The following is a 23193-nucleotide window of genomic DNA, read 5'->3' on the forward strand; positions in this document are numbered from 1 at the left end:
CGGTCCGATCCACAGACCACACCAAGGAGCCAGCACATGGGACTTTTCAGCTTCATCAAGGAAGCCGGCGAAAAACTGTTCGGCGGCAAGGATGCCCAGGCCGCAACGGCGGCAGCCCCCACGCAGGACGAACTGAACGCCAAGGCGGGCAAGGCCATCGAGACCTACATCGCCTCGCAGAACCTCGGCGTGAGCAACGTCCAGGTGGCGTTCGCAGGCCCCGAGGGCAAGGTCACCGTGAAGGGCGAAGCGCCCACGCAGGCCGCCAAGGAGAAGGTGACCCTGTGCTGCGGCAATGTGGCCAGCGTGACCAGCGTGGACAACCAGATGTCCGTCACGAATCCCGAGCCCGAAGCGCAATACCACGACGTGGTGCGCGGCGACACCCTCTCGGCCATCGCCAAGAAGTTCTACGGCGACGCCAACAAGTACCCCAAGATCTTCGAGGCCAACCAGCCCATGCTGACGCACCCCGACAAGATCTACCCCGGCCAGAAGCTGCGCATTCCCGCGCTCTGACCGTCCTTCAAAGCGCGCTGCGGCGCGCGCCTCCCAAACGGGCCCTCACGGGCCCGTTTTCGTTGCGGCAGGCGCGGCAGCGGGCGATGGCAAGGCAGCGAGCCCTTCGCGCTCAGCCCTGGCGCCACGGCAGGCCGCGAAAGCGCCAGCCGCCCTTCAGATTGCGGTGGCCGTTCTCGTCGGGGTCACCCTCGAAGCCTTCCAGAATGTTGTACGCCTTGAGCCCCAGCTCCGTGGCGCGCCGCGCGGCCGCCACCGAGCGCACGCCGCTGCGGCACAGCAGCACGGCCTGGCGACCCGGAGGCACGGCGGCGAGGATGGCGGCGTCGTACTGGGGGTTGGGCGCCATGCCGGGCCAGTGCTTCCAGGGCACGGCAACGGCGCCGGGCACGAAGCCGACCCAGTCGCGCTCGGCATCGGTGCGCACGTCTACCAGCACGGCCTGGCCCGACTGCACCCATTGCCATGCGAGTTGTGGCGACACATCGCCCGCATAGCCTTCGGCCGGCTGCGGACCGCCGTCCGGAACCGTGGAGGGAGCAGCGGGAGCGGAGGAAGAGGAAGAAGCTTTGGAAGTCATGCGCGGCATTTTGTCAGCACCCGCAACCGGGCCGCGCGGGCTTTCAAGCACTGGCGCCAGGGGCTTGGGCGCGGCGTCAATCCCAGGGCGGCGCGGGCTCGTCGCGCAGACGCCCTCGCAGGTCGGCGTAGTCGGGCACGACGCTGCGCACGGTGTCCCAAAAGCGCGGGCTGTGGTCCATCACCCGCAGGTGCGACAGCTCGTGGGCGACCACGTAGTCGATGACCGCGGGGCGGTAGTGCAGCAGCCGCCAATTGAGGCGGATGGAGCCGTCGCTGCGCGCGCTGCCCCAGCGCGTCTGGGCGCTGGACAGGCGCAGGCTGCTCCAGCGCACGCCCAGCAGCGGCGCGAAGTGGTCCAGCCGCGCGGTGAAGCGCTGGCGCGCATCGCGCATGAGCCACGCCTGCACCGCATCGCGCACCTGCGCGGGCGAGGCGGCGCGGGGCAGGCCGATGTGCAGCTGGCGCTGCCCCTCGGGGCCCTCGACCAGCGCGCCGCCCGTGCCGCGAAAGCCATGCGTCGGGTCCAGCACCACGGTGAGCGGCTCGCCCAGGTACGGCAGCACGGCGCCGTCGCCCCAGGCGATGCGGGCGCCGTCCACGCGCTGCTGGCGGTCCTGCGCCTCGCCCAGCTTGCGCAGGATCCAGGCGGACTTTTCCTGCAGCGCCGCATCCACGGCTGCGAGCGACACCCAGCCCGGCGCGCGCACCGCCAGGCCGTCCGCCCCCACCGTGAACCCGATGGTGCGCCGCCGCGCCCGCTGCAGCGCATAGGCCACGACGGCATCGCCCAGCAGCACCTCGCGGCTCGCGCGGGGGTGGCGGAAGATCGCGGGGCTGAGCAGCGTGCCCAGGGGAACGGGCGGCGCTTTCGCCACTGGTGGAGCGGGCGATGGCGATGGCGTGGGCTTGGCAGGGTCTTTTGCTACCAAATTAATAGCATCATCGGCAATCGAACCGCCGGCATCCGCGGCATTCGGCCTGGAATTCCTGGCACGGGGCGCGGAGGCAGGCGCAGTCGGCGGCTCGGCCGGCGCCGCGCCGCCGAACAGATCAAGCGCCAGCTGCACCAGCCGCTGCATCACCGGCCCGGCGCGTAGGCCTCGGGGTCGAGGCGCTGCATTTCGGATTCGATCCAGGCCTCGACCTCGCGCATCAGCTCGTCAGGCTTGCGGCCTTCGGTCGGGATGGGGCGGCCGATGGACACGTCCACCGTGCCCGGCCGCTTGATGAAGGCCTTGCGCGGCCACACCTTGGCCGAGGTGACGGCGATCGGCACCACGGGCACGCCCGCCTCGATGGCCAGCCGCGTGCCGCCGCTCTTGTACTGGCCCTTGCGCCCGCGCTCCACGCGCGTGCCCTCGGGGAACATGATGACCCAGGTGCCCTTGGCCAGCAGCGCGCGGCCCTGCTGCAGCACCTTCACGAAGGCGCGGGCGCGCTGGCCGCGGTCGATGTGGATCATGTCCAGGCTGCCGATCGACCAGCCGAAGAACGGCACGTACAGCAGCTCCTTCTTGAACACGTAGGCCAGGGGGCGCGGCATGATCGCCGGCATCAGGAAGGTCTCGTAGGTGGACTGGTGCTTGACCAGCAGCACCACGCCCTGCGTGGGGTCGGTGGGCAGGTGCTCCATGCCCGTGATGCGCGTGCGGATGCCCATGATGACGCGCGCCGCATCGGTGCTGAGCTTGAGCCACGCCCGCGCGATGCGGTAGCGCGTGCGGCTGCTGGCGCCGAACAGCCGCACCAGCAGGATGAGCAGCGTATAGGGCACCACGGTGATGCCCATCCAGAGCAGGTGGACGATGGAACGGATCAAGGCCATGGCAATCAGGAAAAAATGGGTGTTTTCGGGCTCATGCCCTAGTAATATATGCCGTTTTAGCTATTAAATTAATAGCGCATCAGACGGCGATGTTCAGGCCCGGCGCCGCCACGGCGGATTGCGCGGCCACGTGGTCGGCAAAGTCGGCCAGGCTGGCATGGAACTGCGTGCCTTCGGGCCACGGACTGGGCAGCAGGGCATCGCCCGAGGCGACCAGGGTCGCTTCGGCGGCCTGGGCCGCACCGACCCGATGCAGCTGCGCACCGATGGCCGCGCCGGCCCGCAGGTGCTCCACGCAGTTGCCGGCCACCAGCACCTCGTCACCCTCCACGCCGTAGCGGTCGCGGATCTGCTCCATCAGGCCCGGCGCCGGCTTGCGGCAGGCGCACAGGTCGTCGGGTGCGTGCGGGCAGTAGAACACGGCGTCGATGCGACCGCCCACCGCCGCGAGCTTGCGGTGCAGCTTGGCGTGGATGGCGTTGAGCGCCATCACGTCGAACAGCCCGCGCCCCAGCCCGGGCTGGTTGGTGGCGACGACGACATGCCAGCCGGCATGGTTGAGCCGCGCCACGGCCTCCAGCGCCCCGGGCAGCGGGGTCCACTCGTCGGGCGAAGCGATGAAGCTCTCGCCCGAGGGGTTGAGCGTGCCGTCGCGGTCGAGGATGGCGATTTTCATGGTGTGGGAGCGCCTGGTGAAAGACTGCGCCAGCCTACCACCAGCGCGGCCCCCGGCCTCAGGCCGCCAGCCGGGACAGGTCGGCCACGCGGTTCATGGCCACGTGCAGGCGCTTGAGCAGGCCCTGGCGGTTCAGGCGCAGGTCCAGTTGCTCGGCGTTGACCATCACGTCGTCGAAGAACGCATCCACCGGCGCGCGCAGCACGGCCAGCGTCTGCAGGCTGGCGGTGTAGTCGCCCGCGTCGAACTGCGCATCGGCCTCGGGCACGAAGCGCTGCAGCGCGGCGTAGAGGTTCTTTTCCGCCTCTTCCTGCAGCAGGTCGGGGTTGACGTGCGGGTCCACGGGCCCGGCCACCTCGGCCTTCTTGAGGATGTTGCCCACGCGCTTGTTGGCCGCGGCCAGGGCCGGGCTCTCGGGCAGTTCGGCAAACGCGCGCACGGCGGCGAGCTGCTTTTGCACCAGCGACAGGCGCTGCGGGCGCAGGGCGATGACGGCATCGACTTCCTGCGCGCTGTAGCCCTGCTCGCGCAGGCTGCCGGCGAGGCGGTCGTACATGAAGTCGGCCAGGGGCACCGAGGCGTCTTCGATCTTGTCGCCGAAGGCGGGCACCGCGCTGCGCAGCAGGGTTTCCAGGTCCAGCGGCAACTCCCGCTCGACCAGCATGCGGATCACGCCGAGCGCGTGGCGGCGCAGCGCGAACGGGTCGCGGTCGCCCGTGGGCAGGTTGCCGATGCCGAACATGCCGACCAGCGTTTCCAGCTTGTCCGCCATGGCCACGATGACGCCCACGTTCTCGCGCGGCAGCTCGTCGCCCGCGAAGCGCGGCTTGTAGTGGTCTTCGATGGCGTGGGCCACTTCGTGCGCCAGGCCGTCGTTGGCGGCGTAGTAGCCGCCCATGATGCCCTGCAGCTCGGGGAATTCGCCCACCATGTCGGTCACCAGATCGGCCTTGGACAGCCGCGCGGCGGTGTCCACGCACGACAGCAGATAGTCGCGGGCGATCTCGCCCTCGGCCGAATCCAGGTCCGCGTGGTGCGTGCCGATGCCGGCGAACAGCTGCTCGGCGATCGCCTTGGCTATTGTCCTGACGCGCTCCACCCGCTCGCCCTGCGTGCCCAGCTTGTTGTGATAGACCACCTTGGAGAGGCTCTCCACGCGCGACAGCAGCGTCTTCTTGCGGTCCTGGTCGAAGAAGAACTTGGCGTCGGCCAGGCGCGGGCGCACCACGCGCTCGTTGCCCTGCACCACCGCGCTCGCATCGGCGGGCGTGATGTTGCTCACCACCAGGAATTGGTGCGACAGCCGGCCATCGGCCTGCAGCAGCGGGAAGTACTTCTGGTTGGCCTTCATCGTGAGGATCAGGCACTCCTGCGGCACATCGAGAAACTCTTTTTCGAACTCGCAGATGAGCACGTTGGGGCGCTCGACCAGCGCCGTCACCTCGTCGAGCAGGGCGTCGTCCTCGATGGGGCGCACGCCGCCACCCACGCGCGCAGCCGCGGCCTGCAGCTGGCGCACGATCTCGGCGCGGCGCTCGGCGAAGCTCGCGATCACCGCGCCCTGCTCGGCCAGTTGCTGGGCGTAGCTGTCGGCACTGGTGACGACGACCGGGTCCACGGCCGCCTCGAAGCGGTGGCCGTGCGTGGTGTTGCCGGCGGTCAGGCCCAGCGCCTTCACCGACAGCAGCACCTCGGTGCCGTGCAGGGCCACCAGGCCATGCGCGGGGCGCACGAAGCTCACGCTGGTCCAGCCGGGCTGCTCGCAGCCGGAGGCGAGCTGGTAGCGCATCACCTTCGGGATGGGCAGCTTGGCGATGGATTCCTGCAGGGCCTTCTGCAGGCCCTCGGACAGCGTGGCGCCGCGCACGGTGCTGTCATGGAACAGCACCTCGGCCTTGCCGTCCGGCACGCGGCGCAGCGCGGCCACGGCGGAGGCGTCGGCGCCCAGGGCGGCCAGCTTCTTGAGCAGCGCGGGCGTGGCGTTGCCGGCGGCATCCAGCCCTACGGCGACGGGCATGAGCTTTTGCGAGACAGCCTTGTCGGCGGCCTGGGGCGCCACTTCGGTGATGTGCGCGGCCAGGCGGCGCGGCGAAGCGAAGGCCGTCAGGCGCGAGCCCGGCGCGGCCAGCCCTTGGGCCTGCAGCTGCTCGAACAGCACGGCGGCAAAGGCGTCGCCCAGCTTTTGCAGGGCCTTCGGGGGCAGTTCTTCGACGAACAGTTCAACGAGAAGATTCGGATGGGTCATGGTGGTCTGTGTTCCTTCCTGATGCGCGTGCGTGCCTCAGGCCGCCTTCTTCTGCTGTTGCTGCTGCTGGTCGGCGCGGGCCAGGTCGGCCAGCACTTCGGCGGCCCATTCCTGGGGCGCCATGGGAAAGCCCAGCCGCGCGCGGCTGTCGAGGTAGCTCTTGGCCACGGCGCGCGCCAGGTTGCGGATGCGGCCGATGTAGGCCGCGCGCTCGGTCACGCTGATGGCGCCGCGCGCATCCAGCAGGTTGAAGCTGTGCGCGGCTTTCAGCACCTGCTCGTAGGCCGGCAGGGCGAGCTGCTGCTCCATCAGGTGCTGGGCTTGGCTTTCGTGCGCGCTGAACGCGGTGAACAGGAAGTCGGCATCGGAGTGCTCGAAGTTGTAGGTGGACTGCTCCACCTCGTTCTGCTTGTACACGTCGCCGTAGGAGAGACCGTCGGTCCAGGTCAGGTTGTAGACGTTGTCCACGCCCTGCAGGTACATCGCCAGGCGCTCCAGACCGTAGGTGATCTCGCCGGTGGCGGGCTTGCAGTCGATGCCGCCGACCTGCTGGAAATAGGTGAACTGCGTCACCTCCATGCCGTTGAGCCACACCTCCCAGCCGAGGCCCCAGGCGCCGAGCGTGGGGTTCTCCCAGTCGTCCTCGACGAAGCGGATGTCGTTCTTCTTGAGATCGAAGCCCAGGGCCTCCAGCGACCCCAGGTACAGCTCCAGGATGTTGGCCGGCGCGGGCTTGAGCACGACCTGGAACTGGTAGTAGTGCTGCAGGCGGTTGGGGTTCTCGCCGTAGCGGCCGTCCTTGGGGCGGCGGCTGGGCTGCACGTAGGCGGCCTTCCAGGGCTCGGGGCCCAGCGCGCGCAGGAAGGTGGCGGTGTGCGAGGTGCCGGCGCCCACTTCCATGTCGTAGGGCTGCAGCAGCGCGCAGCCCTGTTCGGCCCAGTACGACTGCAGCTTCAGGATGATTTGCTGGAAGGTCAACATGCGTGTGTCTGGCATGGCGGGGCCATGCGGTTGGTAGAGAGGGTTTGCACGCAGGCGCGCGCAAAAGCGGTCGATTTTACGAGGCGCGCCCGGCGCATCGGCCACGCCCGGCACGGGGCCGCCACGCCCGCATGCAAAAATAGCCGCCACCGCTTATTCATCAAGCGCTGGCAGCTATCATCTTCATAGCGATACACCGCGGTTGCACCGCGGGCGTCCACTCAATCCTGCCAGCGGCGCAGCACCAGGCTGGCGTTGGTGCCGCCGAAGCCGAAGCTGTTGGACAGCACGGTCGTCAGCGATGCATCGCGCGAGGTGCGCACGATGGGCATGCCCTCGGCGGCCGGGTCCAGGTTCTCGATGTGGGCCGAGCCGGCGATGAAGCCGCCCTGCAGCATGTACAGGCAGTAGATCGCCTCCTGCACGCCCGTCGCGCCCTGCGAGTGGCCGGTGAGCGACTTGGTGGAGGAGAACGGGGGCACCGCGTCGCCGAACACCTCGCGCAGCGCGCGCAGCTCGGGCAGGTCGCCCACGGGGGTGGACGTGCCGTGCGTGTTCACGTAGTCGATCGTGCCGCCGCCCGCTTCGGCGATGGCCTGGCGCATGCAGGCGATGGCGCCGTCGCCCGAGGGCGCGACCATGTCTTCGCCGTCCGACGACAGGCCGAAGCCGACGATCTCGGCCAGGATGGTGGCGCCGCGGGCCTGGGCGTGCTCCAGGCTCTCCAGCACCAGCGCACCGCCACCGCCGGCGATCACGAAGCCGTCGCGGTCCACGTCGTAGGGGCGCGAGGCCGTCTCGGGCGTGGCGTTGAATTTGGCCGACATGGCGCCCATGCCGTCGAACAGCGTGGCCAGGCCCCAGGAGAGCTCTTCGCCGCCGCCGGCGAACATCACGTCCTGCAGGCCGAAGGCGATCTGCTGCGCCGCCATGCCCACGCAGTGCGCGGAGGTGCTGCAGGCCGAGGTGATCGAGAAATTGATGCCCTTGATGGCGAACGCCGTGGACAGGTTGGCCGACACGGTGGAGCCCATGCAGCGCGTGACCTGGTAGGGCCCCACGCGGCGGATGCCCTTGGAGCGCAGCGTGTCCGCCGCCTCGATCTGGTTGGCCGGCGAGCCGCCGCCCGAGCCCATGATGAGGCCGGTGCGGGGGTGGGACACTTGGGCGGTCGACAGGCCGGACTGGGCGATGGCGTCCTTCAGCGACAGGTAGGCGTACGCTGCGGCATCGCCCATGAAGCGGCGCTGCTTGCGGTCGATGAGCGCGTCCAGATCGATCTGCGGCGCGCCCGCCACCTGGCTGCGCAGGCCGAGTTCGGCGAACTCGGGCATGGCGCGGATGCCGGACTTGCCTTCGCGCAGCGACGTGGTCACTGCCTGCTGGTCATTGCCGATGCACGAGACGATGCCCGCACCCGTGATGACGACGCGCTTCTTCATGGTCATGCCGTGGCTCCCGCTGCGGGTGCTCCGTCCTTCCCGTCTTCACGCTTGAAAAGGCCCACGCGCAGGTCGTTGGCCACGTAGATCTCCTGGCCGTCGGCCAGCAGGCGGGCATCGCCGATGGCCATGACCAGCTTGCGCTTGATCACGCGCTTGATGTCGATTTCGTAGGTGACGAGCTTCACGTTGGGGCCGACTTCGCCGGTGAACTTGACTTCGCCCGCGCCCAGGGCGCGGCCCCGGCCTGGCAGCTGCAGCCAGGTGAGGTAGAAACCGATGAGCTGCCACATGGCATCCAGCCCCAGGCAGCCCGGCATGACCGGATCGCCCTGGAAGTGGCAGTCGAAAAACCAGAGGTCGGGGCGCACATCGAGTTCGGCCCGGATTTTCCCCAGCCCATGCGCCCCACCATCGCTGTCGATGTGCGTGATGCGGTCAAACATCAGCATGGGCGGCAGCGGCAGTCGTCCGCTGTCAGGGGTGAACAGCTTGCCCTCGCCGGAGGCGATCAGTTGTTCATAGGAAAAGGAATCAGCCATTGTCAGTCGTGCTCCAGATCGGCGGTGCGCCCGCCGGATTTTGATTGCGCGCCACCGAGGTCTTTTCGGTGGCGGGGCATCCATTATCAAGGCACACGGAGGGCCAACTGTGACACAGGGCCAAGGGTGATTCCCTAATTTCATGAAAGCGGACCGCGCCGGACCGCGTCAGCGCAGGCCGCACGGGCGTGCGGCCGCGCGGATCGGGCCCCGGTCAGTACTGCCAGAAGATGCGCTGCAGGTCCTTGCTGGTCTGGGGCTTGGTCAGCGCCACGGCGGCCAGGATGCGGGCCTTCTGGGGGTTCAGGTCGTGGGCGACCACCCAGTCGTACTTGTCGTCGGGCTGCTCGGCGTTGCGCAGCACGAAGCCGTCGGCGATGCGCGAGGAACGGATGATCTGCACGCCCTGGCCGCGCAGTTCCTGCAGCGCAGGCACCACCCGGTCGGCCACCGAGCCGTTGCCGGTGCCGGCATGGATCAGCGCCTTGACGCCCGAGCGGCCCACGGCGTCCACCGTGGAGCGCGGCACGTTGCCGTAGCCGTAGACGATCTCCACGGGGGCGAGCGTCTCGATCTCGTCGATGTTGAACTCCGATTGCGCGGTGTGGCGCTTGACCGGCGCGCGGAACCAGTAGTTGTTGCCCTCCACCACCATGCCCAGCGGGCCCCACTGGCTGCGGAACGCCTGCGTCTTGATGTTGACGCCCTTGACCACGTCGCGGCCGCTCTGGATCTCGTCGCTCATGGTCACGAGGACGCCCTTGCCCGAGGAATCCTTGCTGGCCGCCACCGAGACGGCGCTCAGCAGGTTCAGCGCGCCGTCGGCCGACAGCGAGGTGCCGGGGCGCATGGAGCCCACGACCACGATGGGCTTGTCGGTGCGCACCACCAGGTTCAGGAAGTACGCGGTTTCCTCCAGCGTGTCGGTGCCGTGGGTGATGACGATGCCGTCCACGTCGGCCTGCTTGGCCAAGGCCGACACGCGCTTGCCCAGCTTGAGCAGCTGCTCGTTGGTGAAGCTCTCCGAAGCGATCTGGAAGACCTGCTCACCCTTGACGTTGGCCACATTCGCCAGCTCGGGCAGGCCCGCGATGAGCTTGTCCACCGGCACCTTGGCCGCGGCGTAGGACGCGCTGTTGGTCGCCGAGGCGCCTGCGCCGGCAATGGTGCCGCCCGTGGCCAGGACCACGACATTGGGCTTGGCGGCGGGCTGGGCCGCGGCCACGACGGCCCAGGCTGCGAAGGCGGCGCCGGCCAGCAGGCGCTTCAGTTTCAGAGGGGAAAGCATGTGAGTCTCCGTAATGAATGACACTTTTTGTGCCCGCGGCATTTCCGCGGGTGCCGTATGGTAGGAAGCCGCATGGCGGGCTGTGGGGAATAATCGCCGGCCGGGTGTGACTTCCGGTCATATTCTCGTTTTCCCTCCCCTGCGATGAATCTCCGCCAACTCGAAGTCTTCCAGGCCGTCATGCAGACCGGCAACATGAGCGCGGCTGCCAGGCTGATCAACATCACGCCGTCGGCGGTGAGCAAGACCATCGCGCACGCGGAACTGCAACTGGGCTACGCGCTGTTCAGCCGGGCCCGCGGGGCCCTGCTGCCCACGCCGGAGGCGCAGGCGCTGTTCACCGCCTCCAGCCAGATCCACAGCCAGCTCGACGCGCTGCGCCGCACCGCGCACAACCTGCGCCAGCCCGAGGGCGGCCTGGTGCGGCTGGCGGCGATTCCGTCCGTCACGCACGAATTCCTGCCCGCGGTGCTGGAGCGCCATGCCCAGCAATCGCCCCGGGTGCGCGTGGAAGTGCGCACCCTGCACCAGGACCAGATGGCGCAGGCGCTGCTCACCCGCTCGGTGGATTTCGCGCTGGGCTTCTACGATCACCCGCACCCGCAGCTGGAGAGCAGCATCCTGGTGAGCGGGCCGCTGTTCATCGCCGTGGCGCGGGACATCTGGCTGCGCGCGGTGCGGCTGAACCGGTCCGACCCGATCACGTTCCTGGCCAACACGCCCATGATCCAGTTGCTGGGCGACGAGCCCATGCGCCAGCCCATGGCCGAACTGGCACAGAGCCTGGGCGTGCACACCGAGCTGGGCATCCAGATGCAGACCTCGCAGCTGGCCTTGGCGCTGGTCAAGCGCGGCATGGGGTGGACGGTGGTCGATTTCCTGACCGCGCGCAACCTCGACCCGGCCGCCATCACCGCGGTGCCGCTGCGCGACCTGCCCCCCATGGCGCTGCATGCCTACCACGCCGCCAACCGCCCGCCGGACCGCCATGCCGCCCGCATGCTGGCCCTGCTGTCGGACGTGCTCATGCAAACGATGGCGCGCGCGCCCTCCGAAGCGGCCGCGCTCTGAGCGGGCCCTTCGATCAGCGCCAGGCGCGCGGGGGGTTCAGGTGGTGGCGGCCCTGCGGGCGCGGCGCCGGCGCACCCAGGCCCAGCCTGCCACCAGCGCGCCCAGCGCCCACAGCGGCCACAGGCCCCAGCGCGAGACCCAAGATGCATAGGGCGTGACCGCCCCGCTGCGCCCCAGCACCTCGCCGGTCAGCACGCCGCGCACGTGCGACGGCAGGCGCTGCGTGACCACGCCCCGGTGGTCGATGATGGCGGTGGCCCCCGTGTTGGTGGCCCGCACCATCGGGCGCTCGAACTCCAGCGCGCGCATGCGGCTGATGGCCAGATGCTGGTCGATGGCCACCGAATCGCCGAACCAGCCGATGTTGCTCAGGTTCACGAAGATCGTCGGCGCCTGGGCGGGGTCGGTGAATCGCGCGCCCAGTTCTTCGCCGAACAGATCCTCATAGCAGATGTTGGGCGCGATGCGCTCGCCCGCCCAGAGGAACGGCGCCTGCCCCACGGCGCCCCGGTTGAAGTCGCCCAGCGGGATGTTCATCATCTCGGTGAACCACCGGAAGAACGGCGGGATGAACTCGCCGAAGGGCACGAGGTGGTGCTTGTCGTACTGGTACGGCGCGGCCTGGCCGGGCGCGAAGCCCATCACCGAGTTGGTGTAGCCCAGCGCCATGTCGCCCAGCGGAATGCCCAGCAGCGCCGCCTGCCGGCCGGCGCCCTGCCCAGCCGCAGGGGGCTGGGTGTAGCGCGCGGTGACCGAATCCAGGTAGCCCGGTACCAGTTGCTGCGGCAGCAGCGGGATGGCCGTCTCGGGCGCCACCACCAGCGCGGCCTGGGCGCTGCGCAGCTGCTCGGCATACCAGCGCAGGGCGGTCGGCACCCCGCTGCCGGCCTGGAATTTCTCGTCCTGGGGGATGTTGCCTTGCAGCAGCGCCAGCGACAGCGGCGCGGGGCGCTGCATCGGCGTGTGGCACAGCTCGACGGCGCAGTGGCGCTGCACCGCCAGCCCGGCCCAGGCCAGCACGGCCAGCCCCACCAGGGCCCACGCCTTCAGGCTGCGCAGGTCGCTGCGCCGCCCCTGGGCCGCCAGCATGGCCAGCACGGCCGCGATGCAGCCGATGCCGTACACCCCGACCGACCGGGCCAGCACGGCCAGCGGGCCTTCGACGTGCGCATAGCCGCCGGCGCCCCATGGAAAGCCCGTCCACCACTGGCCGCGCGCCAACTCGGCCAGCAGCCAGAATGCTCCGAAAACGATAGCACCATGCCAGCGATTTGATTGCCCCAGGGCCTTGAAACACCCCGCAGCCACCGCGTAGTAGCTGCCCAGAAACGCCGCCAGCCCCACCACCGCGAGCGCGGCCAGCGGGGCGGCCAGCCCGCCGTAGGTGTGCATGGAAATGAAGAGCCACCAGAAGGTGCCCGTCAGCCAGGCGGTGGCAAAGAGCCATCCCAGCACCGCGGCCTGCCGGGCGCTGCGGCTGGCCAGCAGCAGCCGCGCGAAGCCGCCCAGGGACAGGAGCTGCAGCCACCACACCGGCTCGCCGCCGAAGGGCCAGGCGATCGAGGCGGCCTGCGCCAGGCCCGCCAGCAGCGCGAGCCCCCCTGCCAGCGCCACCGGCCCGAGCGGGCCGCGGCGCGCGCCAGCGGCGCCCATCAGTGCGCAGCCCGGTCGTCTTCGGCGGGAACCGGCGACACCTTGAACCAGCGCACCGCGCCGCCCTTGGTGTGCAGCACGACGAACCGCAGGCCGCCCAGGTCGAGCGTCTCGCCGCGCTTGGGGGCACGGCCCATCTCGTGCGCGATCAGGCCGCCGATGGTGTCGAAGGGCTCGGTCCGGTCGGAGCCCGCGAGCACCGCGCCGAACGCCTCGGCCACCCGCTCGACCGGCGTGTCGCCGCTCACGCGGTAGGTGCGGTCGGCCAGACCGAAGATGTCGCCCTCGTCCTCGGGGATGTCGAACTCGTCCTCGATCTCGCCCACGATCTGCTCCAGCACGTCCTCGATGGTGACCAATCCGGCCACGCGGCCGAACTCGTCGATCACCACCGCCATGTGGATGCGGTTCACGCGGAACTCGCGCAGCAGGTCGTTCAGGCCCTTGCTCTCCGGCACGAAGGCCGCAGGGCGCAACAGCGCGCGGATGTTCAGCTCCGGCGCGCGCTGCAGCTTGAGCAGGTCCTTGGCCATCAGGATGCCGATGATGTTCTCGCGCTCGCCCTGATAGACGGGAAACCGCGAGTGCGCGGTGTCGATCACCTGGTGCAGCAGGGCATCGAACGGCGCCTCGATGTCGATCAGGTCCATGCGCGGGGCGGCCACCATCACGTCGCTGGCCCGCATCTCGGCCATGCGCAGCACGCGCTCGAGCATCACGCGGGCATCGGCGTTGATGATCTGGTTGTCTTCGGCTTCCGCCAGGGTGGCGATCAGCTCGTCGGTCGAATCCGGGCCGGGGTGGATGAACTCGACGAGCCGCTGCAGGAACGTGCGCTTGTCCTCTCGTTCGGACGGGCGCGCGGAATGGGGGTCGGACACGGTCTTGGAATGCAGGACGTGCGGTGGTTGATCAGGCCCCAAGGATAGCGGAAGCGCCGCGCTGGCGGCCCTGCCGGGCGCCCGGGGCCGTCATTCGGCCGACTGGTGGCGCCCGTCGCGCACGCCGCGCCGCACTTCCTGCAGCCCGGCCAGGAGCCGCCAGAACTGGCGGGCCTGCTTCTTGAAGCGGTAGTCCATCTCGGCGAACTGGTGCACCACCATCTGCGCCATGCGGGTGTCCAGGCCGGCGCGCGGCAGTTGCAGGTAGGCCTCGGACTCCGAGCCGTCGCGGCGCACGGTGGCGCCGGCATTGCGCGCGATTTTCAGCATGGCGGTGTTCTCGCTCAGGGCATGGATGAACACCATGCTCACGCCCTGGTTGCGCGCATGCATCACGGCGCGATCGAACAGCCGCGCGCCGAAGCCGCGCCCCCGCGCCTGGCCCAGCACGGACACGCCGAACTCGGCGCAGCTTTGGTGCTCCGGCGAATCGGCGTAGGCGAGGTGGGCGACGGCGATGAGTTCGAGCCGCCGGTTGTAGATGCCGAAGATCTCGTCGCGCACGAAATCCAGCTGGTCCACATAGCGCTGCACCTGTTCGTCGCTGGCGGCGTAGCCGAAGCGCAGGTAGCGGTCCGCAGGCTCCAGCCGCAGCAGGTGGGCGGCGATGCGCTCGCGGTGCCCGGGGCCGAGCGAGCGGATCGGCACCATGACCGGCGAGCTGCCCCGCCGGTGCGGCGGGCGGGGCGCTTCGCTGCGCAGCACAGTGCCGCCTGCATCGGGGGACGCGCGAAGCCAGTCTTGGGTGGGGATCATGATGGCGCGATTTTAGGGTTTTCCCTTATCCCTGGCCAAACTTTTTGTTGCACTGCGGCACAGCAGGCGAAGCCTCTCCGCCCCCGGACGGCGCCACCGACGGGCCCGAGGGCGCGGGCAGCTATGGATTCAAGAGCGCCTGCGCGCTACACCGGCACGGCGGTGGTGGCCTTCACGCGGTCCAGCACGAAGCTCGTCTTGCAATCCTGCACGCTGGGGTGCTTGAGCAGCGTGTCCATGATGAAGCGGCTGTAGTGCGCCATGTCGGCCACCACGACGCGCAAAAGGTAGTCCATCTCGCCCGTGAGCGCGGCGCACTCCACCACCTCGGGCCAGGTCTGCACGCTGGCGCGAAACAGGTCCATGGGGTTGCGCTTGTGGCTCTCGGTGTGCTTTTCGAGGCGCACGTTCAGGTAGGCCGTGAGGCCCAGGCCCACCGACTCGGGCCGGACCAGCGCCACGTAGCGGTCGATCACGCCACTGTCCTCCAGGCGCTTGGCGCGGCGCAGCACGGCGCTGGGCGACAGTCCCACCCGCTCGCCGATTTCGTCGTAGGTCTCGCGTCCGTTCACCTGTAAACAGCGCAAGATGGCGCGGTCGAGCTTGTCGAGTGCGTGGTCAGCGGTCATGGCGCAGGATTCTACGGATCTCGGGCACGGCTGCGAAGGTGGATTCCATCTCCGCCGAATGCACGTATGTCCCGATGTGGAAGGCCGCGCATCGTCGCAGAATCTCCAAAAAAGAACGGTCGTTCTTTTTTATAAGAGAGTGTTTTCACACCACCACCGGAGACAAACCATGTTCGTTGCATTCAGCCGCCTGCTGCGCGGTTTCGCTTTCGTCCTGGCCGCGTTCGCATTGCAGGGCTTGCAGGGCGCCAGCGCCCAGTCCGGCTACGCGCAGACCCGCTACCCCATCGTTTTGGTGCACGGCCTGTTCGGATTCGATTCCGCGCTGGGCGTGGATTACTTCTACCGAATTCCGCAGGCGCTGCAGCGCGATGGCGCCCGCGTGTTCGTGGCGCAGGTGTCGGCGGCCAACAGCACCGAGGTGCGGGGCGAGCAGTTGCTGGCCCAGGTGAAGAACATCCGGGCGCTCACGGGCGCCGAGAAGGTCCACCTGATCGGCCATTCGCATGGCGGCCCGACGGCGCGGTACGTCGCCGGGGTGGCGCCGCAGTGGGTGGCGTCGGTCACCTCCGTGGGCGGCGTCAACCGCGGCTCGCGCGTGGCGGACGTGGTGCGCGGGGTCGCGCCCAAGGGCAGCGTGAGCGAGGCGGTGGCCAGCCAGGCGGCTTCGGCGCTGGTGGCGCTCATCAATCTGTCGTCGGGCGGCAGCGGCCTGCCGCAGATGCCGACCGCGGCGCTGGATTCGCTCACCACCGAGGGTTCGGCGCGCTTCAACCAGCGCTTCGGCGCGGGCGTGCCCACCAGCGGCTGCGGCGACGGGGCCGATCTGGTCAACGGCGTGCGCTACTACTCGTGGACCGGCGTGCGCACGGTCACCAACGTGCTTGATGCCAGCGACGCCCTGCTCGCCACGACCGGGCTGGTGTTCAACGAGGCCAACGACGGCCTGGTGTCGGCTTGCTCGGCACGCCTGGGCAAACACCTGGGCGACTACCGCCAGAACCATCTGGACGAGGTCAACCAGTTGCTCGGCCTGCGGGACTGGCTGTCGGTGGACCCGGTCACGCTGTACCTGGACCAGGCCAACCGCCTCAAGAAAGCGGGCCTGTGACAACCCGAACCATGACGGACCGGCCAGTGACGCGCATCCCCGGCGCGGCACTGGCGGGGTGCGGCATCGCCGCGGCCGCCGCCCTGCTCTGGTGGGCCACGGGCGGCCCGGCGGCGCAGGCGCCCCGCCCGCTCGGCGCCGAGACCGCCCTGGCCCTGGTGGTGGAAACCCGGGGCCGAGGCCCGGCCACGCCGGCGGTGTGGGACGCACCCGCACCGCCCGTGGCCGCCGCCAGCGACGACCCGCTGCTGGGATCCGGCCTGCGCGACACGCTGGAAGCCCTGCTGCACGCGGCGGGCGAAGCGCCGGAGCCCGGCCTTCTCAAGGCACGGCTGGAGGGCCTGATCGGCCAGTTCTTCCCGCCGCAGGTCGCCACCCGGGCCCTGGCGCTGGCCCACCGCTACGTGGACTACCGCGTGGCGCTGGGGCGGCTGCAGGCGCCCGCCGATCTGCGCGATCCCCAGGCCCTGCGCCAGGCCCTGGCCGCACGCCAGAAGGTGCGCATGGCCGCCTTCGAGCCGGACGAGTACCAGGCCCTGTTCGCCGCGGATGCGCAGATGGACGAATACCTGCTCGCTCGCCTGGAGATCGAGCGCGACCCGTCGCTCACGGCCGACCAGAAAAGCGCGGCCCTGCAGCAGGCCGAAAGCGCCCTCGCCCCCGCGTTGCAGGCGCAGCGCAGCGAAGCGGTGGCGCACGTGGGCCTGGCCCGGCAGACCGCGGACTTCGACGCCCAGGGCATGGACGCCACGGCCCGCTTCAATGTGCGCAGCGCGCAATACGGCAGCGAGGCCGCGCAGCGGCTGGCCCAGGTGGACACGCAGGACCGGCAATGGCAGGGCCGGCTCGACCAGTACCAGGCGGCGATGGGCTCAGGGTCTTCTTCGGCCCGGCTGGCGCAACTGCGGTCGGAGCTGTTCACGCCGCAGGAGCAACTGCGCCTGGAGGGCGCCCTGGCGCTGCGGGCGCTGCCCGCACAGGCTCGCTGACCGCCGGACAACCTTCGGCTGCGGCATTGCGGCCATTCATGCAGGTTTCCTGCAAAACGGGCTCGCCGGGGGCACGATTTCGCCCGAATGCTGAGTCTCTACGGCCTAAAGTGGATGGCAGACATTCATCCACGAACGGAGACGCCAATGAACGCAGCCTTGCCCGAGCAAGCCACGCAACAGACCGCCGCCTGGGAGAACCCCATGGGCACCGACGGTTTCGAATTCATCGAATACGCCGCACCCGATCCGCAGGCCATGGGCAAGGTGTTCGAAGGCATGGGCTTCAAGCCCGTGGCGCGGCACCGCCACAAGAACGTCACCCTGTACCGCCAGGGCGAGATCAACTTCATCATCAATGCCGAGCCCGACAGCTTCGCGCAGCGCTTTGCGCGCATGCACGGCCCCAGCGTCTGCGCCATCGCCTTCCGCGTGCACGATGCCAAGGCCGCCTACGAACGCGCCCTGGGGCTGGGCGCCTGGGGCTATGCCGGCACCGCCGGCCCGGGCGAGCTGAACATTCCCGCCATCAAGGGCATCGGCGACAGCCTGATCTATCTCGTGGACCGCTGGCGCGGCAAGGGCGGCGCGCAGCCCGGCGACATCGGCAACATCGGCTTCTTCGACGTGGACTTCGAACCGCTGCCCGGCGTGTCGGCCGAAGAGGCGCTCAACCCCCACGGCCATGGCCTGACCTACATCGACCACCTGACGCACAACGTGCACCGGGGCCGCATGAACGAATGGGCCGGGTTCTACGAGCGCCTGTTCGGCTTCCGCGAGATCAAGTACTTCGACATCGAAGGCCAGGTCACCGGCGTCAAGAGCAAGGCCATGACCAGCCCCTGCGGCAAGATCCGCATCCCGATCAACGAAGAGGGCAAGGAGAAGGCCGGCCAGATCCAGGAATACCTGGACATGTACAACGGCGAAGGCATCCAGCACATCGCCATGGGCTCGGACGACCTGTACGCCACGGTGGACGCACTGCGCGGCGCCGGCGTGCGCCTGCTGGACACCATCGACACCTACTACGAACTGGTGGACAAGCGGATTCCCGGCCACGGCGAGCCGCTGGCCGAACTGCACAAGCGCAAGATCCTCGTGGACGGAAAGAAGGACGCGCTGCTGCTGCAGATCTTCAGCGAGAACCAGCTCGGCCCCATCTTCTTCGAGTTCATCCAGCGCAAGGGCGACGACGGTTTCGGCAACGGCAACTTCAAGGCGCTGTTCGAGAGCATCGAGCTCGACCAGATGCGCCGGGGCGTGCTGAAGTCGGAATAGCACCGCCTGTAACCGAATGCAGCTTCACGGCGACGCATCTCTATACTGCGGCACGTCTTAGAACCGGAGGAGATACCGTGAAGCTATTGAGTGCCAGTGCCTATCTGGGGGGTGCATTGCTGTGCATGGCAGGACTTGCCGCGCACGCGCAGACCCCTTCCGCGCCGCTGAAGATCATCGTGCCCTACCCTGCGGGCGGGCCGGTCGATGCCTCGGCCCACATCGTTGCCGAAGGCGCCAAGGCGGCGCTGGGCAACGTAGCGGTGGAGAACAAGCCCGGCGCGGGCGGCAACGTCGGCGCCGATCTGGTGGCGAAAGCCCCGGCCGGCGGCAACCTGCTGGTGATGGGCGCAGTGGCCACGCATGCGGTGAACCCCTGGCTGTACAAGAACTTTCCGTACGACCCGATCAAGGACTTCAAGCCGATCGCCCTCGTCGCGCGCACGCCCAACGTGCTGGTGATGAGCGCCGAGCAGGCCAAGAGCCTGAACATCGGCAGCACGACCGACCTGGTGCAGTACCTCAAGAAGCACCCGGACCAGCTCAAGTACGGCTCGGGCGGCAACGGCAGCATCGGCCACATCGCGGCCGAGATGTTCAAGTCGCTGACCAACACGCGCATGGCGCACGTGCCGTTCCAGGGTTCGCCCCCGGCGCTCAAGGCCCTGCAGGCGCAGGACGTGAGCCTGGTGTTCGACAACCTGGCTTCGTCGCTGCCGCTCATCAAGGCGGGCAAGCTGAAGGCGCTGGGCGTGACCTCGCTGGGCCGGGACGACGACCTGCCGGACGTGCGCAGCATCAACGACGAGGTGCAAGGCTTCAACGTGGTGACGTGGTTCGGGCTGTTCGCCCCGGTCGCGCTGCCCGATGCCGACGCCCGCCGCTACGCCATGGCCTTCAGCGCGGGCATGAAGTCGCCGGCCAGCACGGAGCGCTTCAAGAAGATGGGCCTCGACCCCGAGGACCTGACGCTGGAGAGCTTCGGCCAGTTCGTGCGCTCGGAGCACAGCAAGTACGGTTTTCTGATCAAGGCCGCAAAGATCAAGATGGATTAGCCGCGGCCGGGGGCAGGACGCCCGGGGCTGCGGCATGGATACAAAAACCCCAAGGAGCCAAGCATGGGACAGCCCCCCGTCGTCTACGGACAATCCGATCGCCCGCCCCGCGGCGACTACGCCCGCGCCAACGCCGACTACACCTGCGCGCAGGACTACGAGGCCTACACCGCGGCCGACCACGACACCTACCGGCGCCTGTACGAACGCCAGTCGGCCCTGCTGCCGGGCCTGGCGAGCGATGCGTTCATCGAGGCCCTGCCCTCGCTCGGCGCGCGCGACCGCATTCCGCGCTTCGAGGAAGTGAACGAGCGCCTGTACCAGGCCACGCGCTGGGAACTGGTGGGCGTGCCGGGGCTGATCCCCGAGGTGCCGTTCTTCACGCTGCTGGCCAACCGCAAGTTCCCGGTGACCGACTGGATCCGCACGCCGCGGGAGTTCGACTACATCGTCGAGCCCGACATCTTCCATGACCTGTTCGGCCATGTGCCGCTGCTGTTCAACCCGGTCTTCGCCGACTACGTGCAGCGCTACGGCCAGGGCGGCCTCAAGGCCCACGGCCTGGGCGCCTGCGAGCTGCTGTCGCGCCTGTACTGGTACACGATCGAGTTCGGCCTGATCCGCCAGGACGATGGCCTGCGGGCCTATGGTGCGGGCATCCTGAGTTCTTCGGGCGAGCTGGCCCATTCGGTGCGCAGCCCCGAGCCGCAGCGCATTCCCCTGCAGCTGGAGCGCACCATGCGCACGCGCTACAAGATCGACACCTACCAGCAGACCTACTTCATCATCGACAGCTTCCAGCAGCTGTTCGACATGACCGCAGCCGACTTCGCCCCGATCTACGAGCGCCTCAAAGGCCAGCCCGAGTTCGCGGCCGACGAGCGCGAGGCCGTGCCGGCCTGACGGCGCGCACCCGGCCGGCCGCCGCTTCTTCGCACGCGGCGGCATGGCTTCGCGCCGGGGGCGGGGCAGCCCCCAGCGACTGCGGATGATCGACTCCGTCATCCGCCGCAAGGTCCAACGGGCGCCCAGCGCGAGGCACATTGGCGGCGGATTCCCCGAGGAATCCATCCATGTCGCGCATTTCTGGCATTTCGTCCCCGCTGCGTCCCGCACCGGGCATCGTCGTCGATCCCTCGCCGGGGCTGATGACGCCCGTCGCGCCCGTGCGGCGCAGGCGCCAACCGCCCTCCGCCGAACCAACGCTGCCCGAGCTGGCCCGGCGCCTGTCCTCCGCACCGTCGATGCCGCCGCGTGCGCCCCTGCACGTGGTGCGGCATTCGCTGCTGCCGCCGCAGTTCCAGTCGCCCCAGCGGCCCGGCACCGAGCCGCCCGAGACCTACCAGCGCCATTCGAAGCTGCCGCCGCAATACCAGTCGCCGCTGCGCCAGAGCTTTCTGCCGCCCCAGGCATACCAGTCGCACTCGGCGATGAACACGTTCCAGTCGCCCTATGCGCCCGCGCCGCAGGGGGCGTTCGGCAGCTCGGTGCTTCCCCCGGCCCCAGTGCCGCAGGACCCCGCCCGGCCGGAGGCTGCCGCACAGCGCCCCCCGCGGGTGTCGGTGCTGCCGCAGGTGCGCCCCTCCATCCTGCAGGGCGCCAGCCCGCGTCCGCAGGCGCCCCGCCCTTCGGTCCTGCCCCAAAGACCGTCCTTCCAGAGCAGCGGCAGCAGCGCAGCCAGCGGCGCGGCCTCCGCCCAGGCGCCCATGGAAACGCGGTACTCGGTGCTGCCGGCCAGGCTGCAGGCGGCGTCGGCGGCCTTCCAGTCCGTGGCCCACGCCGCCGTGGCCATCGGCCTGGAAAGCGCCAACACCGTGCAGATCACCACCGCCGCGCAGGCCCAGGAGGTGCTGGCCCGGGTGCAGCGCCTGGCCACCCAGGCTGCACCGGCCTTGCATGCGCTGTCCGGCGCGCTCCAGCACATGGTGGAGAACAAGACGCGGCTGTCGCAGGAGATCCGCGAAGAACTGGCCGACATCGGCCAGTCGCTGCTGACCACCGGTCAGTCGCTGCAGAAGTTCCTGAACCACACCCTGGGACGGTTCGCCCCGCAAACCATGCCGCCCGCAGAGCCGCCGGCCGAAACCCCGGCGGACGCGGCCGCCGCCGCCGAGACGGCCGCCGTGGCCGAAACCACTGCCAAGGCCGAAGCCGAGGCCGCCGCCGCTCCGCCGCCGCCCCCGCCTCCACCACCCAAGGCGCACCTCAAGCCCCGCCCGCCAAAGCACCCAGCCGCGAAACCGGCGCTGCACCCGGTCTCCGCCACGCCGGCGCCAGCGGCCAAACCGGTGCCGGTCGATGTGATGGCCATCTCCACCGAAGAAGGCCGGGCGGCGCTGCGCGCGGGCTTTGGCACGCCCGAATCCGCCGATGCGGGCCTGCGGGAAATCGCCCTGGCATTCAAGGCCGCGCAAAACGGCTCGACGGACGACAAGCGGGCCTTCCAGCTGGCCTACCAGGACCGGCTCACGCTGCCCGACGATTTCAGCAGCGGCAACGTGGCCGCCGTGAAGCAGCTCAAGCGGCTGCTGGCCGGGGTCAACGTGGCCTATGTGTCGCCGCAGTACGGCAAGGACATGGGCGTGGGATCGGACGACTTCAACGCGCGGCGCTCCGCGGCGGCCGCGGCGTAGAAGCAGGCGGCAATGCCCTGCGGCCTACGGCGCCGCGATGAGGTCCAGGCACTCCCGCACCACCGGCGGATGGAACGCCATCTGCACGTGCGCCAGGCCCTCGCGAAGGCGGTTGTCCGCGCCGTCCAGCGTGGCCGTGGCGGCCGGGTACACCGCGTTGTCGCAGTTGGAATAAAAGCAGGTGAACAGCGCCGCGCGCCCGGGCGGCTCGTCCTGCGCCAGCTGCCGCAGCCATTCGCCCCCGGGCACCATCTGCCGGCCGTTGGCGGACCGGCTGAACCGCGCCGCCCAGGCGCCCTGGTGGGGCGAGCCCAGCGTGATCACGCGGTGCACGCGCGCATCGGCCTGCCGCGCCCGCAGCCACGCCCGCACGGCCAGACCGCCCATGCTGTGCCCCACCACGACCGGCGGGCGGCCCGTGGCGGCGGTGACCCGGCGCACCGCCTCGTCCAGCGTGTCCACATAGTCATCGATGGCGCCGAACGCGGGCTCCATCGTCACCGCCACGAACGGGTGGCCGCGGCTGCGCAGCACCTTCATCCAGGGCGTCCAGAACCCGCGGTTGCAGATGAAGCCGTGCACCAGCACCACGCCGCGCGCGGGCGGCGGGCCGCCGGCGACGGGGGGTGGCAGCCAGTCGGGCACGGCGGTGGAGCGAAACGGCTGCCACCATCCGAACACCACGCTGGCCCAGCGCGCCTCGGCCGACCAGGCGCGCACCATCTGCGCCAGCGACGGCGCCGGCACCCCGTCGGCCCGGCTGGCCCGCCGGTTCACGCGGGCCATGCACACGAACTGCAGCCCCATGAACAGCCGCAGCAGCAGCATCACCGCGGCCAGGCCCGCCACCGCCCGCAGGGGCGAGGCGGGCCATTGCCACACCAGCCAGCCGGCGGCCAGCAGCAGGTTGCACACCACCATTCCGCGTTGCCATCGTGCATTGGTCAAGACCGGCGCTCCTGAAAAAAAAC

22 protein-coding genes are annotated in these 23193 nt (G+C 69.5%); 8 read left to right on the plus strand and 14 right to left on the minus strand.

The window, feature by feature from the left end:
* Window positions 1-36: 36 nt before the first annotated feature.
* Window positions 37-519 carry a peptidoglycan-binding protein LysM gene (gene lysM, locus R1Z03_RS17200; protein WP_272565189.1) on the plus strand — a complete coding sequence of 161 codons (483 nt, stop codon included), beginning with the start codon at window positions 37-39 and terminating at the stop codon, window positions 517-519.
* Between the two features lie 112 nt (window positions 520-631).
* On the opposite strand, the gene R1Z03_RS17205 is transcribed toward lysM, so the two are convergent.
* From R1Z03_RS17205 to R1Z03_RS17245, 9 genes are all read right to left on the minus strand, one after another.
* On the minus strand, window positions 632-1099 hold the full coding sequence (locus tag R1Z03_RS17205) for a rhodanese-like domain-containing protein (RefSeq protein WP_317353208.1): 468 nt from the start codon (window positions 1097-1099) through the stop codon (window positions 632-634).
* A gap of 76 nt (window positions 1100-1175) precedes the next feature.
* Window positions 1176-2180: a SprT family zinc-dependent metalloprotease gene (locus tag R1Z03_RS17210; RefSeq protein WP_317353211.1), complete on the minus strand. Its 1005-nt coding sequence runs from the start codon at window positions 2178-2180 to the stop codon at window positions 1176-1178.
* The gene (locus tag R1Z03_RS17215; RefSeq protein WP_284429704.1) at window positions 2180-2926 is read right to left on the minus strand and encodes a 1-acyl-sn-glycerol-3-phosphate acyltransferase; all 747 of its coding nucleotides are present in this window, start codon (window positions 2924-2926) and stop codon (window positions 2180-2182) included. The genes R1Z03_RS17210 and R1Z03_RS17215 overlap by 1 nt, the downstream gene beginning before the upstream one ends.
* Before the next feature lie 79 nt (window positions 2927-3005).
* Window positions 3006-3602 (minus strand): D-glycero-beta-D-manno-heptose 1,7-bisphosphate 7-phosphatase, encoded by a 597-nt coding sequence (gmhB, locus tag R1Z03_RS17220; RefSeq protein WP_284429703.1) that lies wholly within the window; start codon window positions 3600-3602, stop codon window positions 3006-3008.
* Between the two features lie 58 nt (window positions 3603-3660).
* A complete protein-coding gene (gene glyS / locus R1Z03_RS17225; RefSeq protein ID WP_317353216.1) occupies window positions 3661-5847 on the minus strand; it encodes a glycine--tRNA ligase subunit beta in 2187 nt (728 codons plus the stop codon).
* Window positions 5848-5883: 36 nt separating this feature from the next.
* Window positions 5884-6828: a glycine--tRNA ligase subunit alpha gene (glyQ, locus tag R1Z03_RS17230; protein WP_284398394.1), complete on the minus strand. Its 945-nt coding sequence runs from the start codon at window positions 6826-6828 to the stop codon at window positions 5884-5886.
* Between the two features lie 221 nt (window positions 6829-7049).
* Entirely contained in the window at window positions 7050-8276 is a 1227-nt protein-coding gene (gene fabB, locus R1Z03_RS17235) for a beta-ketoacyl-ACP synthase I (protein WP_317353219.1), read from the minus strand.
* Window positions 8273-8812, minus strand: coding sequence for a 3-hydroxyacyl-[acyl-carrier-protein] dehydratase FabA (gene fabA, locus R1Z03_RS17240; RefSeq protein ID WP_272565196.1), 540 nt, complete (start codon window positions 8810-8812; stop codon window positions 8273-8275). Before fabA ends, fabB begins: the two co-directional genes overlap by 4 nt.
* Before the next feature lie 214 nt (window positions 8813-9026).
* Window positions 9027-10100: an asparaginase gene (locus tag R1Z03_RS17245; protein ID WP_272565197.1), complete on the minus strand. Its 1074-nt coding sequence runs from the start codon at window positions 10098-10100 to the stop codon at window positions 9027-9029.
* Window positions 10101-10244: 144 nt separating this feature from the next.
* On the opposite strand from R1Z03_RS17245, the gene R1Z03_RS17250 reads away from it, so the two are divergent.
* Window positions 10245-11171, plus strand: coding sequence for a LysR family transcriptional regulator (locus R1Z03_RS17250; RefSeq protein ID WP_284398041.1), 927 nt, complete (start codon window positions 10245-10247; stop codon window positions 11169-11171).
* Between the two features lie 36 nt (window positions 11172-11207).
* Here the strand turns inward: R1Z03_RS17250 and lnt are convergent, their stop codons facing one another.
* The 4 genes from lnt to R1Z03_RS17270 all read right to left on the minus strand — a co-directional run bounded on the left by lnt (window position 11208) and on the right by R1Z03_RS17270 (window position 15150).
* The gene (gene lnt, locus R1Z03_RS17255; protein ID WP_317353223.1) at window positions 11208-12824 is read right to left on the minus strand and encodes an apolipoprotein N-acyltransferase; all 1617 of its coding nucleotides are present in this window, start codon (window positions 12822-12824) and stop codon (window positions 11208-11210) included.
* Window positions 12824-13705 carry an HlyC/CorC family transporter gene (locus tag R1Z03_RS17260; RefSeq protein WP_272565200.1) on the minus strand — a complete coding sequence of 294 codons (882 nt, stop codon included), beginning with the start codon at window positions 13703-13705 and terminating at the stop codon, window positions 12824-12826. Before R1Z03_RS17260 ends, lnt begins: the two co-directional genes overlap by 1 nt.
* A 90-nt stretch (window positions 13706-13795) precedes the next feature.
* The gene (locus R1Z03_RS17265) at window positions 13796-14521 is read right to left on the minus strand and encodes a GNAT family N-acetyltransferase (protein WP_284413882.1); all 726 of its coding nucleotides are present in this window, start codon (window positions 14519-14521) and stop codon (window positions 13796-13798) included.
* A gap of 146 nt (window positions 14522-14667) precedes the next feature.
* Window positions 14668-15150 carry an Lrp/AsnC family transcriptional regulator gene (locus R1Z03_RS17270; protein ID WP_092745358.1) on the minus strand — a complete coding sequence of 161 codons (483 nt, stop codon included), beginning with the start codon at window positions 15148-15150 and terminating at the stop codon, window positions 14668-14670.
* A 169-nt stretch (window positions 15151-15319) separates the two neighbouring features.
* Here R1Z03_RS17270 and R1Z03_RS17275 point away from each other — a divergent pair, with 169 nt between their 5' ends.
* From R1Z03_RS17275 to R1Z03_RS17300, 6 genes are all read left to right on the plus strand, one after another.
* Window positions 15320-16261, plus strand: coding sequence for a triacylglycerol lipase (locus R1Z03_RS17275; protein ID WP_317353226.1), 942 nt, complete (start codon window positions 15320-15322; stop codon window positions 16259-16261).
* Window positions 16262-16272: 11 nt separating this feature from the next.
* Complete coding sequence (locus R1Z03_RS17280; RefSeq protein WP_317353228.1) at window positions 16273-17250, plus strand: lipase secretion chaperone; 978 nt, start codon at window positions 16273-16275, stop codon at window positions 17248-17250.
* Between the two features lie 147 nt (window positions 17251-17397).
* Window positions 17398-18534 (plus strand): 4-hydroxyphenylpyruvate dioxygenase, encoded by a 1137-nt coding sequence (gene hppD / locus R1Z03_RS17285; protein WP_284429697.1) that lies wholly within the window; start codon window positions 17398-17400, stop codon window positions 18532-18534.
* Window positions 18535-18659: 125 nt separating this feature from the next.
* Window positions 18660-19589 (plus strand): tripartite tricarboxylate transporter substrate binding protein, encoded by a 930-nt coding sequence (locus R1Z03_RS17290; protein WP_317360406.1) that lies wholly within the window; start codon window positions 18660-18662, stop codon window positions 19587-19589.
* A 63-nt stretch (window positions 19590-19652) separates the two neighbouring features.
* Window positions 19653-20492, plus strand: coding sequence for a phenylalanine 4-monooxygenase (gene phhA, locus R1Z03_RS17295; protein ID WP_317353231.1), 840 nt, complete (start codon window positions 19653-19655; stop codon window positions 20490-20492).
* Window positions 20493-20662: 170 nt separating this feature from the next.
* Window positions 20663-22222, plus strand: a complete 1560-nt coding sequence (locus R1Z03_RS17300; protein ID WP_317353234.1) for a hypothetical protein — start codon at window positions 20663-20665, stop codon at window positions 22220-22222.
* 24 nt (window positions 22223-22246) lie between these two features.
* Here the strand turns inward: R1Z03_RS17300 and R1Z03_RS17305 are convergent, their stop codons facing one another.
* Entirely contained in the window at window positions 22247-23170 is a 924-nt protein-coding gene (locus R1Z03_RS17305; protein WP_317353237.1) for an alpha/beta fold hydrolase, read from the minus strand.
* Window positions 23171-23193: the final 23 nt, after the last annotated feature.

The sequence above is a fragment of the Acidovorax sp. BLS4 genome (assembly GCF_032929295.1).
In the GTDB taxonomy this organism is placed as follows: Bacteria; Pseudomonadota; Gammaproteobacteria; order Burkholderiales; family Burkholderiaceae_C; genus Paracidovorax.